Source organism: Rhodococcus sp. Leaf233, assembly GCF_001426165.1.
Lineage (GTDB): Bacteria > Actinomycetota > Actinomycetes > Mycobacteriales > Mycobacteriaceae > Rhodococcoides > Rhodococcoides fascians.
Window position 1 is genome coordinate 113167 of sequence record NZ_LMRO01000008.1, and the last position, 15162, is coordinate 128328.

Sequence of the window (15162 nt, forward strand, 5' to 3'; positions counted from 1 at the left end):
TGTCGATCAGCTTCGATCGCGGGTTTGGTAGAGCGAAGGATCTATCCCGAGTGTCTTCAGGTACGCGACCGGTTCGATGCTCGAGCCGTTGTTGCGGACCTCGAAGTGCAGATGCGGTCCCGTCGAATTGCCGGTGCTGCCGACCGCCCCGAGGACATCTCCCGGTGCCACCTCGTCACCGACGGACACAGCGAGGCTGGACTGATGGCCGTAGTAGGTCTCGGTGTTTCCGCTCTTGACCCGAACGAGCTTGCCGTAGCCGTCGCCCGCGTCTCCGGCCTGAACGACGGTTCCGCCGGTCACCGCATGGATCGGGGTTCCGCTGTCGGCAGCCAGGTCCACACCCTGGTGGTACTGCGCGCCGTTGCCGGTCGGGTTGTTGCGTCCGCCGTAACCCGAAGTGATGCGATATTTGCCTGCGTCGATCGGGAGCACTGCGCCGCCGAGACCGACGGTGGGCGGCGCACTCGGAAGTTCGATCTCGGGTACATCCGCGGGAGTTGCGGTATCCGGCACCGACAGCACGTCGCCGTCGAGAACGATCGCCGCGACCTGGTTGATGAGCACACCGGTGGCGTCGAGCACCGCGGCGAGTATTGCGGCCCGCTGCTGAGCATCGGGCTGGGGGATCGGGATCTGAGGTAATTCGATCGTGGGTTGAGCGGTGGCCACCGCTGGGCTGAGCAAGCCGGTTGTGCCGATGCACAGTGCTGCCGACAAGATCGAACCCGCTATGACTCTGTGCATTCTGCGACCCACGAAAAGCCTCCTCGTCTGCGTCCACCGGGCACCCGTCGGATGGGCGCCCACAGGACGTAAGAACATGTTCGGTGACGCTTCGGGGCACGCTGAACTCACGTAGCAGAAAACACATGAATCACATTGGTACTTTTCTTCCCCAAAAGTGCCATTGGTAACCGTACGTCACAGAAACCCCATAAGAAACTCGAAAACTGAATTACAACAACGTAATTCGAGGTCAGGGTGGGTACGCACCGTCCGCTCGAACACCCTTACGAAGGGTGGAGTGAATACACGAAAAAGGCCGGTCTCGCGAGGAGACCGGCCTTCTTCGTGTGGGGTGAGCGACGGGACTCGAACCCGCGACATCCAGGATCACAACCTGGTGCTCTACCAGCTGAACTACGCCCACCATTGCATGCGTCCGCAGAACCTTTTCGGGCTCTGCATCAGCAGCGTCGACAATACTAGCGGGTTGAATCCGAGGTTGCTAATCCGCCCCCGATTGCGTGTCGAGTTCGGCAACAACTGCTGCGATGTCGCTGGTAGAGGGCCCCGGCGGAGCCACGAAGGCCGTCCGGCGGTAGTACTGCAACTCTTTGATCGACTCCTTGATGTCCGCGAGGGCGCGGTGCGCAAGGCCCTTGGCCGGCTGCCCGTAGTAGATCCGTGGGTACCACCGTCGAGAAAGTTCCTTGATCGAGCTGACGTCGATCATTCGGTAGTGGAGGTAGGTGTCGAGCGCGGTCATGTCGCGAGAGATGAATCCACGATCGGTCCCGATCGAGTTTCCCGCGAGCGGAACCGTTCCGGCCACCGGGACGTGCTCCTTGATGTACGCGAGCACGCGCTGCTCGGCTTCCTCCAGGCTCACCGTCGACGCGCGCACCTCGTCGGTCAAGCCCGACTTGGCATGCATGTCGGTGACGACGGCCGGCATGTTCGCCAACGCATCGTCGTCGGCGTGGATGACGATGTCGACACCCTCTCCGAGGATGTTGAGCTCACTGTCGGTCACCAACGCCGCGATTTCGATCAGCTTGTCCTTGCTCAGGTCCAAGCCGGTCATTTCACAGTCGATCCACACGAGTTTGTCCTGCACTCGCTCCACAGTAGTGCGCCCACCACAGCCACTAGGGTTTGCGGTGGCGATCGACCCCGTTCACTTCAGCGCACGTTCACGAAAGGATGCGGACATGACAGGCGACCCGACGCAGCCGGCACCCACGCTCAGCCCTGCCGAGAAGGCGAAGGCGGCCAAAGCGGCGGCCGTGGAAGCCGCACGGGTGGCTGCCGAAGCTCTGGCTGCGGCCGACGCCGCCGAGGCCGAGGCGCGTGCCGCAGAGCAAGGGTCGGCACCGGCGGTGCACGGTAAAGCAAGCGAGATCGCCGCCGGATACACATCGGCAGGTGCGGCATTGGAACTGGGAACCGTCGTTCTGGACGGTGTCACCGACCCCGCTGCCCGCATTCGTATTCCGTTGGCCACGTTGAACAGGCACGGTCTCGTTGCCGGGGCCACCGGAACCGGCAAGACCAAGACGCTCCAGGGGATAGCCGAACAGCTTTCTGCCGCAGGGGTTCCCGTCGTCATGGCCGATGTCAAAGGAGATCTCTCGGGCTTGTCCGCGCCGGGCGAAGACACCGACAAGATCCGCAGCCGCGCTGCGGACACCGGCCTGACGGACTGGGCTCCAGCCGGACACCCGGTGGAATTTCTCTCGCTCGGCACTGAGGGAATCGGGGTGCCGGTGCGGGCCTCGATCACCGCGTTCGGACCGATTTTGCTCAGCAAAGTGTTGGGGCTCAACAACACTCAAGAGTCGACCCTGGGGCTGATCTTCCACTGGGCCGATTCCCAGGGACTTGCCTTGCTCGATCTCAAGGACCTGCGGTCGGTGATCATGCATCTGACGAGTGACGAAGGCAAAGCCGACCTGAAAGGCATCGGCGGTGTCTCGTCGGCGACCGCCGGAGTCATCCTGCGCGCCTTGGCCAATCTCGAGGCCGACGGCGGCGACACCTTCTTCGGCGAACCGGAACTCGAGACCGAGGACCTGCTCCGCGTCGGACCCGACGGACGAGGCGTCATCACCCTGTTCGAGCTCGGTGCTCAGGCGTCACGCCCGGTGATGTTCTCCACCTTCCTGATGTGGGTACTGGCCGATTTGTTCCAGACGTTGCCCGAGGTCGGTGACGTCGACAAGCCCAAGCTCGTGTTCATCTTCGACGAGGCGCATCTGCTCTTCGCCGACGCGTCGAAAGCCTTTCTGCAGCAGGTGGAACAGACCGTCAAGCTCATTCGCTCGAAGGGCGTCGGCGTCTTCTTCTGCACGCAGCTGCCCACCGACGTCCCCAACGACGTTCTCTCCCAACTGGGTGCGCGAATCCAGCATGCTCTGCGCGCCTTCACTCCCGACGACCAGAAAGCACTGAACAAGACGGTGCGCACCTACCCCAAGACCGACGCGTACGACCTCGAGAAGGCACTGACGTCGTTGGGAACCGGCGAGGCGATCGTGACGGTGCTCTCGGAGAAGGGGGCTCCGACGCCCGTGGCGTGGACGAAGATTCGTCCGCCCCGGTCCCTGATGGACACCATCGGCAACGACGCCATCGCGGCCGCCGCGTCGTCGAGCACCCTCTCCGCCAAGTACCGCGAGACAATCGATCGCGAGTCCGCCTACGAGCGGATGAACGCTCGCGTGGCCGACGTGCCCGCTCCGGCAGAGAAGTTCGATATCCCACCGCTGCCCGCCGATCTGCCGGATCTACCCCCGAGCGAGCCGGACGGGCCGTCGGCCGCGGAGCGCATCATGGGCAACCCAGCGGTCAAGAGCTTCCTTCGATCGGCTGCCTCGGCCGCCGGGCGGGAAATCTCGCGCAGCATCTTCGGAACCGGACGACGGCGTCGGCGGCGCTGAGCTTGCTCAGTCGGGAGAGGAGCCCGCAGAACGACCAGGATTCGGGTGCTAGTTGCCCAGCTTCTTGTAGAAGCTGCCGATGATCGGTGCCGAAATGCTGCGCGGGCTGTACTGCCCGGCGACCGACATGCCCTTGCTCAGCAGGCCCGGAACGACGCGCATCTTGTTCTTCGCCAGGCCGTCCAGTGACAGCTTCGCGGTATAGGCGCTGTCGATCCACAGGAAGTCGGGAACCATCTTGTCGACGATCGACGCATCGGCCGGGTCGGGTGTCTCGGTGCGGACCGGGCCTGGAGCGAGCAGGGTGACGTTGACGCCGGTGCCCGCGAGCTCACCGCGCAGTGACTCCGAGAACGTGTTGACGAAGGCCTTCGTCGCGGCGTAGGTCGCGTTGTTGGGGATGGCCATGTTGCCCGCCGCAGAACCGGTGATGAGGATGCCGCCTGCTCCGCGACCGATCATGCCGGGCATGACCGCCAACGTGAGGTCGTGTACGGCAACGGCATTGAGCTCCACCTGATCGCGCTCGTACGCGGGATCGAGCCCGGCCACGGGTCCGAACGTCGCGATGCCTGCGTTGTTGCACAGGATCGAGATCTCACGCTCGGAGAGCTCGGTGACCAGCTCCTGGCGCTGCTCGCGGTTGGACAGATCCGACGCCCGCACCTCGACGGTGACGCCGTGCTCGGCGGCGAGCTTCGCGGCCAGCGCCTCGAGCAGTTCACCACGTCGGGCCACGACGATCAACGAGTGACCACGGGTGGCGAGTTCGGTGGCCAGGGCTTCACCGATACCGGAGGAGGCTCCGGTGACGACGGCGCGGGCATCGGGGCTGGGCTTGGGCAGGCTCACGGTGAGACAGGCTAGCGGACAGATCAGATCGTGGCCGCGAGCCGGGTGCCCTGCTCTATCGCCCGTTTGGCGTCCAACTCTGCCGCCACGTCCGCACCGCCGATGATGTGTGTGGTGGTGCCCGCGGCCTTCAGCTCGTCGACCAGATCGCGGACCGACTCCTGGCCCGCGCAGATCACGATGGTGTCGACATCGAGCAAGCGTGGGCGTTCGTGCTTCTCGCCGAACGAGATGTGCAGGCCCGCATCGTCGATCTTCTCGTAGTTCACCCCCGAAAGCTCATGCACGCCTTTGGCTTTCAACGCTGCGCGGTGGACCCACCCGGTGGTCTTCGCGAGACCGGCCCCGATACGTCCCGGCTTGCGTTGCAGGAGGTAGACCTCCCGAGGAGATGCGGCAGGCACCGGGGTGGTCAACGCGCCCGGCGCGGCCTCGGGCTCGGTGACTCCCCACTCCTGCTTCCATTCCTTCAGGTCCAGCGTGGGGGAGGCGTCGGTGGTGAGGAACTCGGAGATGTCGATGCCGATGCCGCCGGCACCGATGACCGCGACCCGGTCGCCGACGGCCCTACCGTCGCGTACCAGTTCCGCGTACGAGAGCACGGACGGGTGATCGATACCTGGGATCTGCGGCATCCGGGGAGTGACACCGGTGGCCAGGACCACCTCGTCGAATTCGCCCGCGGCGAGTTCTGTGGCGGTGACCCGAGTATCGAGGTGTACCGCAACATCCGCGTCGCGCAGAGCGGTGGAGAAGTAGCGAATGGTCTCGGCGAACTCTTCCTTGCCGGGAATCAGACGGGCGATACCGAATTGGCCGCCGATCTCGCTCCTGGCCTCGAACAGGCTGACGGCGTGTCCGCGTTGCGCAAGGGTGAGCGCCGCAGACAGTCCGGCGGGCCCGGCCCCGACGACCGCCACCTTCTTGGTCTTCTTCGTCGGCAACAACTGCAGGTCGATCTCGCGACCGGCGCGAGGGTTGACCAGGCACGAGACCTTCTTGTGTACGAAGGCATGGTCGAGGCAGGCCTGATTGCAGGCGATGCAGGTGTTGATTCGATCTGCGGAATCGGAAGCAGCCTTCTCGACCCAGAACGGATCGGCGAGCATCGGCCTGGCCATGGCGATCAGCTGCGCGTCGCCGCGGGCGAGGATGTTCTCGGCGATCTCGGGCATGTTGATGCGGTTGGACGCGGCGACGGGGATGCTCACGTATTTTTCGAGCTTGCCGGTGATGTCGGCGAACGCCGCCCTGGGGACGGAGGTGACGATGGTCGGCACCCGCGATTCGTGCCAGCCGATGTCGGTGTTGATGATGTTCGCGCCTGCGGCCTCGACGTCCTCGGCGAGGGCAACGATGTCGTTCCAGCTCTGGCCCTCCTCGACGAGGTCGGCCATCGACAGCCGGAACACGATGAGGAAGTCCGGGCCAACCGCAGCCCGCGTCTGTCGCACGATCTCGACTGCCATTCGGCGACGGTTCTCCGCAGAACCACCCCATTCGTCGCGTCGCTTGTTGGTGCGCTCGGAGAGGAACTGGTTGATGAAGTAGCCTTCGCCGCCCATGATTTCGACGCCGTCGTAGCCGGCGCTCTGTGCGAGTCGGGCGCACCGCACGAAGTTTCTGATCTGCCAGCGAACGCCCCTCGAGGTCAATCGCCTGGGCCGAAAAGGATTGATGGGAGCTTTGATCGACGATGCCGACACACTCAGCGGCTGGTAGGAATAGCGTCCGGCATGGAGGATCTGGAGCGCGATCTTGCCGCCTTCGCGGTGCACGGCAGTGGTAATCCTGCGGTGCCGACGGGCCTCGATGCGGTTGGTCAGCTTGGCCCCGAACGGCAACAGCCACCCGGTGCGATTGGGGGCGTAACCCCCGGTGATGATGAGTGCGACTCCGCCGCGGGCACGCTCGGCGAAGTAGGCCGCCAGGCGGCCGGTGTCGCGGGCGCGATCTTCGAGGCCGGTGTGAATCGATCCCATGATCACGCGGTTCTTCAGCGTGGTTGCGCCGACGTTCAACGGCGACAACAGAATCGGGTACGGACCAGTGGTCTGCTCGGTCTTCACAGTTTCTCCAATACCTCGGTGCACCATTCGGTGAATCCTTCTTCGACACGAATCCCGCCGCGGAGCACCAGGTATTGATGCAGCGCGGTACCGGTCAGGGCAGCGGGGGCCGGAAAGTCCTGCTTCTCGATCAGTCGATACACGTCGAGACGGGTGGCATGTACGTCGCGGTGGCGGGCGACTTCGACTTTCAACGCTTCGATGTCACCGTTGGCCGCACCGCGAATCTTCACGGCGAGCTCCTCGCGAAGCTGCGAGGGATCGGTCGGTGCGGCGATCCAGCGATCGAGCTCGGCGCGGCCCGCGGTGCTGACCGAATAGACCTTCTTGTCGGGACGGCCGTCCTGCGCGACTGCCTCGCCGGTGATCCAGCCCGCTCCATCCATCCGCGTCAGAGTGCGGTAGATCTGCTGGTGAGTTGCACTCCAGAAGAAGCCGATGGACTTGTCGAACCGTCGGGCGAGCTCGTACCCCGAGCCACTCAGCTCGGTGAGGGAGACCAGAATCGCGTGTTCCAAAGCCACACCCGAGAGTATGTATGCAACGTGGTGACTATGCAACTAGGTGCACCCAAACATGGGCCCGTCGCGGGCTAGTGTTGGCAACCATGGGAACCCAGCCGGAGGCCGCTGTCGTCGGAGTCGCCACAACGCGTAAGCAGGTCACCGCCTGGGGGTTCTGGGACTGGGGATCGGCCGCGTTCAATGCCGTCATTCTCACGTTCGTGTTCTCGGTGTATCTCACCGATGCCGTCGGTGACGACCTACCCGGATCCATCTCGGCGACCACGTGGTTCAGCTGGTCCATCGCGCTGTCGAGCGTCGTCATCGCACTGCTGGCACCGGTGTGCGGGCAGTACTTCGACGCCCGAGGCAAGAGAAAATGGCTGCTGGGGCTATTGACCGCATTGACGGTCGTGGCCATGGCCGGCTTGTTCTTCGTACAGGACGACTACCACTATCTGTGGCTCGGGCTGCTGCTGCTCGGTCTCGGATCCATCATGTTCGAGCTGGCCAGTATTCCGTACAACTCGATGCTGCGGCAGGTCTCCACCCCGGCCAATATCGGACGCGTGTCCGGATTCGGTTGGGCGATGGGCTATTTCGGTGGAATCGTCCTACTGCTTCTGTGCTACCTCGGTTTCATCGTCGGGGACGGCGACACTCGGGGCCTGCTGGGGCTGAGCACCGACGGAGGGCTCAACATCAGGCTCGTCGCCGTGCTGGCGGCCGTCTGGTTCGCGGTCTCGGCCATCCCGGTGATGTTCGCAGTTCCCGAAGTACCCAGGGCCATCGCCGATCCCGAGGCGGCACAGGCCGGCTTCGCGGAGTCCTATCGCGTTCTCTTTCGCGATGTGCGCGAGTTGTGGAGCGCAGACCGGCGTGCCGTCTACTACCTGATCGCCAGCGCACTGTTCCGGGACGGGCTGGCGGGCGTGTTCACTTTCGGCGCCGTTCTCGCCGTCAGCGTCTACGGCATCGGCGCGGCGGACGTACTGCTGTTCGGCGTCGCCGCCAATGTCATCGCAGGCCTCGGTGCCATCGTCGCCGGGCGGTTCGACGACAGAATCGGACCCAAGAAGGTCATCGTCTTCTCGCTCACGTCCATGATCGCGGCCGGGACCATTCTGCTGTTCGTGTCGGGACCGACGATGTTCTGGATCTTCGGGCTGATCCTGTGCCTGTTCGTGGGGCCCGCGCAATCGTCTGCGCGTACCTTCCTGGCCCGACTGGCACCGCCCGGGCGCGAGGGTCAGTTCTTCGGACTGTTCGCGACGACGGGTCGGGCCGCGTCGTTTCTCGCGCCCTCGCTGTTCGGGCTGTTCGTGTGGATGTTCGACGCCGACCGCGCAGGTATCGCCGGGCTGATCATCGTCCTCGCCGCCGGGCTGCTGGCACTGCTCAAAGTTCGCGCCCCGGAACAGGTTTAGACCGACCCGATACGATCCAAGATCTCGGCTGCGAGTCTGTCGGGGGCTTCCTCGGGGATCCAATGGGAGATGCCGTCGAGTTCGACGAATCGGTACGGCGCATCGACGAATTCGCCGCAGCGCTCGGCACCGGCTCGGCCGATGGCGGTGTCGCCGTTGCTCCACACGTAGGTGGTCGGCACCGTCACTGCGGGTAGGTTCGCGAACTCCCGCGTCATCGCGGCATACCAACTCGACGCAGCCGTCAGTGCTCCCGGCACCGTCAGATGGCGAACGTATTCGTCGTCGAGGCTCTCGGCCCCGAACATCGCGCGTAGCCGTTGCGCGTTGTTCTCGGTCAGCACTCGTTCGGCCTTCTCGGGTTCGCGAAGCAAGCCGAAGTACTGTGACCGCTGTTGCTGGTCCGGGTCCTCGCGAATGGCCCAGTTGAACGCCGCGGAATGCGGAACGGATGCGGTAGTGAGGCTTCGGACTCGGTCGGGATGCTCGGCAGCGACATGCCAGGCGACCACAGCACCCCAGTCGTGGCCCACCAGGTGCGCCGAGTTCAGGTCGAAGGCGTCGAGCAGACCGAGGACGTCCTCGGTGAGACGCTCGATGCGGTAGTGCTCGACGCCGATCGGGCGGGCACCGGGGGAGTAGCCCCGCTGGTTGGGGGCCAGGACGCGGCAACCCGCGGCCGTCAATTCGGGGGTCACCCGCGACCACGACGCGTTGGTCTGTGGAAAGCCGTGCAGCGCAACGACGGGTACGCCGTCGACAGGGCCTGCCTGCGCCAGCTCGAACGTGTACTCGCCGATGTGTACCTCGGTGGTCATAATGCTCCTTCGCGGCTCGCGCTCGTGCCCGACGGTCAGGCCCGTCGCGGTTCCCATTTGCTCATCCCCAGCATGATCATCCGGATCTGCTTCTCGGTGCGTTCGATGAGGTCTTTCTCGTTCTGACTACCCGGCCGGTCGATCTCCAACAGACCGACCACCGCCGTCAGCATCGTCGAGACCAGGAGGTCGGCCGTCATCTCGAGATCGGAGACGTCCCATCGTTCGAGACCGGGCATGCGAGAGAGGTCGATAGTCAGCTCGCTGACGAACAGCCGGAGCTCGGTGGCGAACGCGCGACGTACCTCGGTGACTCCGCCGTAGCGCTCGCGACTGAGGAAGCGGAACTGATCCTCGTGGCTGCGGACCTGACGAACCAGGATGCCGAAGGATTCGGTGGCCGTCTTGGTACTCGGGTTGCGTCTGGCATCGCGCAGCATCTGGCGCAGCATGCGCATGCTGTCCTCGACCAACGCGACCCCGAGGTCTTCCATGGACGCGAAGTGTCGATAGAACGCGGTGGGGACGATGCCGGCGGACCGCGCGACCTCACGCAGGCTCACGCTCGCGAACGACCGTTCGCGAAGCAGATCGAGTGTGCCGTCGATCAAGGCCTGCCGCGTGCGCTCCTTGCGCTCCGCGCGGGTACCCGGTTCTGTCACGGCGTCCAGTTTATGGGCGGGCACTCTGTGATCTCCCCTCCGGTTGCTTCCGCGGTCCCCGTGAACTTCACATGAGGTCTGTAATGGCGGTCACATAAACGTTGACAGGTACCGGTGTCGCTCTGTCACACTCATGTTAGTGCACAATCGTTCACTGAATGGGTCGTAGGGTTCGATCCGGTTAGGGAGGATGGAATGACGCTTCAAGAACGTCCGACGCGACCCACGGGTTCGCGCAAGTTCTCGCTTCTTTCCCTGTTCGAGGCCATGGCCACGCCCCACGCGCTCGATCGGTACCTGGAGCTGGTCGACCCCATGACGACCGTTCGTGATCTGCGCGGTGAAGTGACCGAGATACACCGGTCCACCGAAGATTCGCTCACGCTCACCATCCGCCCCACCCGACAGTGGAAGGGCTTTCAGGCCGGCCAGTTCGTTCAGGTCGGGGTGGTCATCGACGGCGTACGTCAGACTCGCTGCTACTCGCCGGCCTGTTCGCAGTACCGCAAGGACGGCCGAATCGAGCTGACGATCAAGGCGCACCCCGAGGGGCTGGTCTCGCAGTATCTGCACAAGAACGCCCACGTCGGCCTCGTCGTCAGCCTGTCGCAGGCGGACGGCACCTTCAAGCTTCCCCAGCCACGCCCGGCGCGCACGCTGCTGATCAGCGGCGGCAGCGGCATCACGCCCGTGCTGTCCATGCTCAGGTCGCTGCTGGACGAGGGGTACAGCAGCGACCTGACCTTCCTGCACTACGCGTACACCGAGAACGACGTCGCGTACAAGCAGGATCTCGAGAAGATCGCCGCCGAGCACGACAATGTGAACCTCGTCTTCGCATACACCGAGCAGACGACCGGCGGGGACCTGCACGGGTTCTTCGGCAAAGAGCATCTCGACGCCGTGGCACCGTGGTTCGCAGACGCGGACACCTTCCTGTGCGGTCCGCCCGGGCTGATGAAGGGCGTGACGTCGTTCTTCGACGACGCAGGGCTCGGCGACCGACTGCACCTCGAGGAATTCACACCGTCCTTCGCCACCGTGAGCGACGACGTCACCGGAACCACCACGTTCTCCGGAAGTGACGTCGCCGCCGAGAACGACGGTGCAACGTTGCTCGAACAAGCCGAGGGAGCCGGTCTGTCGCCGGCCAACGGGTGCCGAATGGGCATCTGCTTCACCTGCACCTCGGTGAAGAAGTCCGGCTGCACCAAGAACATCAAGACCGGTGAGACCGACACCGAATCCGACAAGAAGATCCAGCTCTGTGTGTCCGTTGCCGTCGGCGACGTCGACATCGACATCTAGTCCCGGAGCTCCCGCCCACCACCCGATCGAATTGGAGATCAGCAGATGCTCGGAACGATTCTCTCGATCCTGCCCACCGCCGTCATTCCCTTCCGACGCAACGAAACGTTGCCCGACGAGCCGACCGTACTGACGTACGAACAGGTCGAAGAGCTCGGCCGCGAACTCGACGACCTGCGTGCCCGCACCGTCGCCAAGCTCGGCGACGAGGACCGCGAGTACATCTACAAGATCATCAAGGCGCAGCGCGGGCTCGAGATCACCGGACGCGCACTGATGTATCTGCCTTTCGTCCCGCCGGCATGGCTCGCCGGCGTCGGCGCACTCGGCGTCGCGAAGATCCTCGACAACATGGAGATCGGCCACAACGTCATGCACGGCCAGTACGACTGGATGCGTGAGCCGGGCCTGAACTCCGAGGTGTTCGAGTGGGACACCGTCTGCCCGGCAGACCAGTGGAAGCACTCGCACAACTATATGCACCACACATTCACCAACATCGTCGGCATGGACCGCGACATCGGGTACGGCATCCTGCGCATGGATCAGGACCAGAAGTGGAACCCGTACTACCTCGGCAACCCCGTCTACGCATTCCTGCTCATGACGTTCTTCGAGTGGGGCGTCATGCTGCACGACCTCGAGACCGAGAACATCGTCGCCGGTAAGCGCAAGTGGCACGACGTCAAGCCGTTGCTGCAGGGAATGTGGCGCAAGGCGGGCAAGCAGGCTCTCAAGGATTACGTCATCTTCCCCGCTCTGACCGGGCCGTTCTTCGCCTCGACCGTGGTCGGCAACGTTGCTGCGAACCTGATCCGGAACGTGTGGACGTACTCGATCATCTTCTGCGGCCACTTCCCGACGGGGGTGCAGACCTTCAGTCAGGAAGAGACCGCCGACGAGAGCCGGGGCGAATGGTACGTCCGTCAGATGCTCGGATCGGCCAACATCGAGGGTTCGCCATTGTTCCACATCATGTCCGGCAACCTCTCGCACCAGATCGAGCACCACCTCTTCCCGGATCTTCCCGCGCACCGCTACCCGCAGATCGCACCCGAGGTCAAGGCTCTGTGCCAGAAGTACGACCTGCCGTACAACACCGGCGGCTTCTTCCACCAGATCGGTACCGTGTGGGGCAAGATCTTCAAGCTCGCTCTGCCCAACTCGCTCACCGGATCGGCGGCTCCGGCCAGTGTTATCGTCGAGCGTAAGAAGACCGACGCAGCGTGACGACTTCGAAGGGGGCGGTCCTGGTGGTGGGAAGGTTCGAGCGCAACAAGGACACCGTGCAGGATTTCACCGAGTCTGCGGCGACACACGTCGGCAGAATCGTGGTGATCATCGCCGGAGCGGTCCGTGACGTCACTCGCGAGATCGGTGATCTGATCACCGATGGAATCGAAATGCGCGAGGCCGCGAAGAAGGCCGAGCGTGACGCGCCGCTGGGCACCGTGATCAACGGAGAGTTCGAGACCCGCGACCGGCACTGACTCACCGCGCGATCGACGAAGCCGCCCGAGCATTGCTCGGGCGGCTTTCTCGTGTCGGGCGTGGATGGCTAGCGGCGGCGCAGTCTCCACAGCGACGTGGTCTCGCGCGACCGGGCTTCGTGCAGAACATCGGAGGCGTCGGTCGCTCGAGAATGCGATGGCACGGTGTCCATCCGGTCGACGACGGTCAGGCCGGCTTTGTCGATCGACGCGAGAAGGTCTGTGCGCGTGACCAATCCGAGCAACTCGGCGAGGTCGGACAACACCAACCAGGCCTCGCCGTCGGGCGTCAGATGCCCGCCGAGGCGGCTGAGGAACGATTTGAGCATGCGAGAACCGGGATCGTAGACGGCATGCTCGATCCCCGACGTCGGCTTGGTGGGGATCCACGGCGGGTTGCAGACGATCAATCCCGCGCGGCCGCTCGGGAAGATGTCGGTCTGCACCACCTCGACCCGATCGCTGTACCCGAGTGCGTCGAGATTGGCGCGGGCGCACGCGACCGATCGGGGGTCCTTGTCGGTCGCCACCACTGCAGGTACGCCCCGGCGCGCGAGTACCGCAGCCAGCACACCCGAGCCCGTCCCGATGTCGAAAGCCCGGTCCGTGGCAGGTAGCGGTGCTTCGGCGACGAGCTGGATGTACTCACCGCGGACAGGCGAGAACACTCCGTAGTGGGGATGAACGGACGCGTCCAGCGCCGGCACGAACACTCCCTTGCGGCGCCACTCGTGTGCGCCGATGATCCCGAGGAGTTCACGGAGTGACAGCACGCAGGCCGAGGCATCGGGACCCAGTGCTTCCGCTACGGCCGATCGCACCTCCGGCGCTCGGCCGAGATCGAGCCGTAGATCCGAATCAAGTTGCACCAGAAGCATTCCCAATACCCGTGCGCGCCGCGCCTGGTACTGACGATGCAGGTGGAACCGCTCGGCGGGCGACGCGTTCTCGGGCTGTGTGGCCGGTGGTACCCGCCGCGTCATGGCCGACAGGAGCTGGCGAGCGTTGTTGTAATCGCCACGCCACAGCAGGGACTCGCCGATCGTCGCCAGCTTGTAGGCCACGTCCGCCGTCGTCGCGTCGTCGACGATCCGTATCACCCGCGGTGGCGGCGCACCGTTCTCCGACTGCCATCGCGCGGACCGTTCGACGCCGTCCTCGACCCACGTGACGCTCATGCTGCAGTGTGCGGGTACTCCGCACTGCGATGTTGGAAGGCAAGGATATTGGGGTTCACGATGACACCCTCCCTGATTTCGATGGAACGCTCGATGGTGACGTCCTCACTCCACGCTGCGGGCCCGTCGAGAACCACGCGAAGGTAGGGCAGCAACGATTCGCTGATCTCCCACGTCGCCGAATTCCACAGATAGGACGGGCTGTGGTCGACGGCGTAGTAGTGCACGTTGTCACCGACGGTGAACATCGGGTCGGCGAACGACGTGGGCCGAGCCCATTCGAATCCCATTCCCTCGTCACACGAGACGTCCACGACCAGGGTGCCCGGAGTCAATGTGGGCAGGTCCTCGTTCGTCAGGAACGTCAGTGGTGAGTTCGTATCCTGCAGTACGCAATTGACGATCACATCGTGGTCGGACAGAAACTGCGAGAGTGGGATTCGACCGTCGGGAGTCAGAGCTCGGCTCTGGCGGGGATCGGCGTCGTCGAGATCGAAATTGACGATGTTGGCCGAGTGGATCGGCGAACCCACCGCCGTGACCCCACGCTGAGTGAGGACATCGACGTCGTGAATCCCGTGTGCACTGAGCGCGGTGACCGCGCCGCGAGCCGTGGCTCCGAAACCGATGACAGCGGCCCGCAACCTGCGGCCGTAGTCCCCGGTGGAACCGATCAGCTGCAATGCGTGCAGCACCGAGCAGTACCCGGCCAATTCGTTGTTCTTGTGGAACACATGAAGATTGAACCAGCCGTCCTGCGTCCAGTGGTTCATGGCCTCGAAGGCGATCAGCGTGAGCTTGCGGTCGACGGCGATCTGGGTGAGCCTTTCGTCCTGCACACAGTGCGGCCAACCCCAGAGCGTCTGGCCGGGTCGAAGAGACTCGAGATCTTCGGCCTGAGGCTTCGGCAGCAGAATCACGTCGCACCGAGCAATGAGCTCGGCGCGGGTGCCGATGCCCGCGACCTGCGTGGCCAGGTGCTCGTCGGTGATTCCGAACGGTTCGCCGTAGCCGGATTCGAGGAACATTCGGCCTCGAATGTCGGCGTCGATGCGATCGAAATGAAGAGGATGAATCGGTAGTCGACGCTCATCGGGCTTGCGCGAACGTGAGAGGACTCCGAGAGTGAGCTGATGCACGTGTAACCCTTCGTTACGCGAAGTCAACCACAGTAACGCGAGTCGGCCAGC

At 64.1% G+C, this 15162-nt stretch carries 14 protein-coding genes and 1 tRNA gene; 5 read left to right on the top strand and 10 right to left on the bottom strand.

The annotated features are described in order from the left end of the window. Positions 1–6 precede the first annotated feature (6 nt). The 3 genes from ASH04_RS08320 to orn form a co-directional block, all read right to left on the bottom strand. On the bottom strand, positions 7–759 hold the full coding sequence (locus ASH04_RS08320; protein ID WP_027497617.1) for a M23 family metallopeptidase: 753 nt from the start codon (positions 757–759) through the stop codon (positions 7–9). A 318-nt stretch (positions 760–1077) separates the two neighbouring features. Beyond that, positions 1078–1153 (bottom strand) — tRNA-His (locus ASH04_RS08325). Between the two features lie 78 nt (positions 1154–1231). Further along, on the bottom strand, positions 1232–1843 hold the full coding sequence (gene orn / locus ASH04_RS08330) for an oligoribonuclease (protein WP_027497616.1): 612 nt from the start codon (positions 1841–1843) through the stop codon (positions 1232–1234). Between the two features lie 94 nt (positions 1844–1937). On the opposite strand from orn, the gene ASH04_RS08335 reads away from it, so the two are divergent. Next, positions 1938–3665: a helicase HerA-like domain-containing protein gene (locus tag ASH04_RS08335; protein WP_057473273.1), complete on the top strand. Its 1728-nt coding sequence runs from the start codon at positions 1938–1940 to the stop codon at positions 3663–3665. A 48-nt stretch (positions 3666–3713) separates the two neighbouring features. On the opposite strand, the gene cmrA is transcribed toward ASH04_RS08335, so the two are convergent. From cmrA to ASH04_RS08350, 3 genes are read right to left on the bottom strand one after another with little or no spacing between them, the layout of a single operon-like run. Next, on the bottom strand, positions 3714–4517 hold the full coding sequence (gene cmrA, locus ASH04_RS08340; protein WP_057473274.1) for a mycolate reductase: 804 nt from the start codon (positions 4515–4517) through the stop codon (positions 3714–3716). 23 nt (positions 4518–4540) lie between these two features. Then, complete coding sequence (locus tag ASH04_RS08345) at positions 4541–6586, bottom strand: NADPH-dependent 2,4-dienoyl-CoA reductase (protein WP_235579969.1); 2046 nt, start codon at positions 6584–6586, stop codon at positions 4541–4543. Further along, positions 6583–7110, bottom strand: a complete 528-nt coding sequence (locus ASH04_RS08350; protein ID WP_045194555.1) for a PadR family transcriptional regulator — start codon at positions 7108–7110, stop codon at positions 6583–6585. Before ASH04_RS08350 ends, ASH04_RS08345 begins: the two co-directional genes overlap by 4 nt. A gap of 83 nt (positions 7111–7193) precedes the next feature. Here ASH04_RS08350 and ASH04_RS08355 point away from each other — a divergent pair, with 83 nt between their 5' ends. Then, complete coding sequence (locus ASH04_RS08355) at positions 7194–8516, top strand: MFS transporter (protein WP_027497611.1); 1323 nt, start codon at positions 7194–7196, stop codon at positions 8514–8516. Here the strand turns inward: ASH04_RS08355 and ASH04_RS08360 are convergent. After that, the gene (locus tag ASH04_RS08360; protein WP_057473453.1) at positions 8513–9334 is read right to left on the bottom strand and encodes an alpha/beta fold hydrolase; all 822 of its coding nucleotides are present in this window, start codon (positions 9332–9334) and stop codon (positions 8513–8515) included. The genes ASH04_RS08355 and ASH04_RS08360 overlap by 4 nt on opposite strands. A gap of 35 nt (positions 9335–9369) precedes the next feature. Beyond that, complete coding sequence (locus ASH04_RS08365) at positions 9370–9996, bottom strand: TetR family transcriptional regulator (RefSeq protein WP_027497609.1); 627 nt, start codon at positions 9994–9996, stop codon at positions 9370–9372. Positions 9997–10191: 195 nt separating this feature from the next. On the opposite strand from ASH04_RS08365, the gene ASH04_RS08370 reads away from it, so the two are divergent. The 3 genes from ASH04_RS08370 to ASH04_RS08380 are packed head-to-tail and all read left to right on the top strand — an operon-like array spanning position 10192 to position 12794. After that, the gene (locus ASH04_RS08370) at positions 10192–11304 is read left to right on the top strand and encodes a ferredoxin reductase (RefSeq protein WP_032384515.1); all 1113 of its coding nucleotides are present in this window, start codon (positions 10192–10194) and stop codon (positions 11302–11304) included. A 45-nt stretch (positions 11305–11349) separates the two neighbouring features. Next, the gene (locus tag ASH04_RS08375; RefSeq protein ID WP_032368223.1) at positions 11350–12534 is read left to right on the top strand and encodes a fatty acid desaturase family protein; all 1185 of its coding nucleotides are present in this window, start codon (positions 11350–11352) and stop codon (positions 12532–12534) included. A 23-nt stretch (positions 12535–12557) separates the two neighbouring features. Beyond that, entirely contained in the window at positions 12558–12794 is a 237-nt protein-coding gene (locus tag ASH04_RS08380) for a hypothetical protein (RefSeq protein WP_027497606.1), read from the top strand. A gap of 68 nt (positions 12795–12862) precedes the next feature. Here the strand turns inward: ASH04_RS08380 and ASH04_RS08385 are convergent, their stop codons facing one another. Both ASH04_RS08385 and ASH04_RS08390 read right to left on the bottom strand, forming a co-directional pair. Then, positions 12863–13972 (bottom strand): methyltransferase, encoded by a 1110-nt coding sequence (locus ASH04_RS08385; protein ID WP_057473276.1) that lies wholly within the window; start codon positions 13970–13972, stop codon positions 12863–12865. After that, positions 13969–15111 (bottom strand): N(5)-(carboxyethyl)ornithine synthase, encoded by a 1143-nt coding sequence (locus ASH04_RS08390; RefSeq protein ID WP_057473277.1) that lies wholly within the window; start codon positions 15109–15111, stop codon positions 13969–13971. The genes ASH04_RS08385 and ASH04_RS08390 overlap by 4 nt, the downstream gene beginning before the upstream one ends. Between the last annotated feature and the right edge of the window lie 51 nt (positions 15112–15162).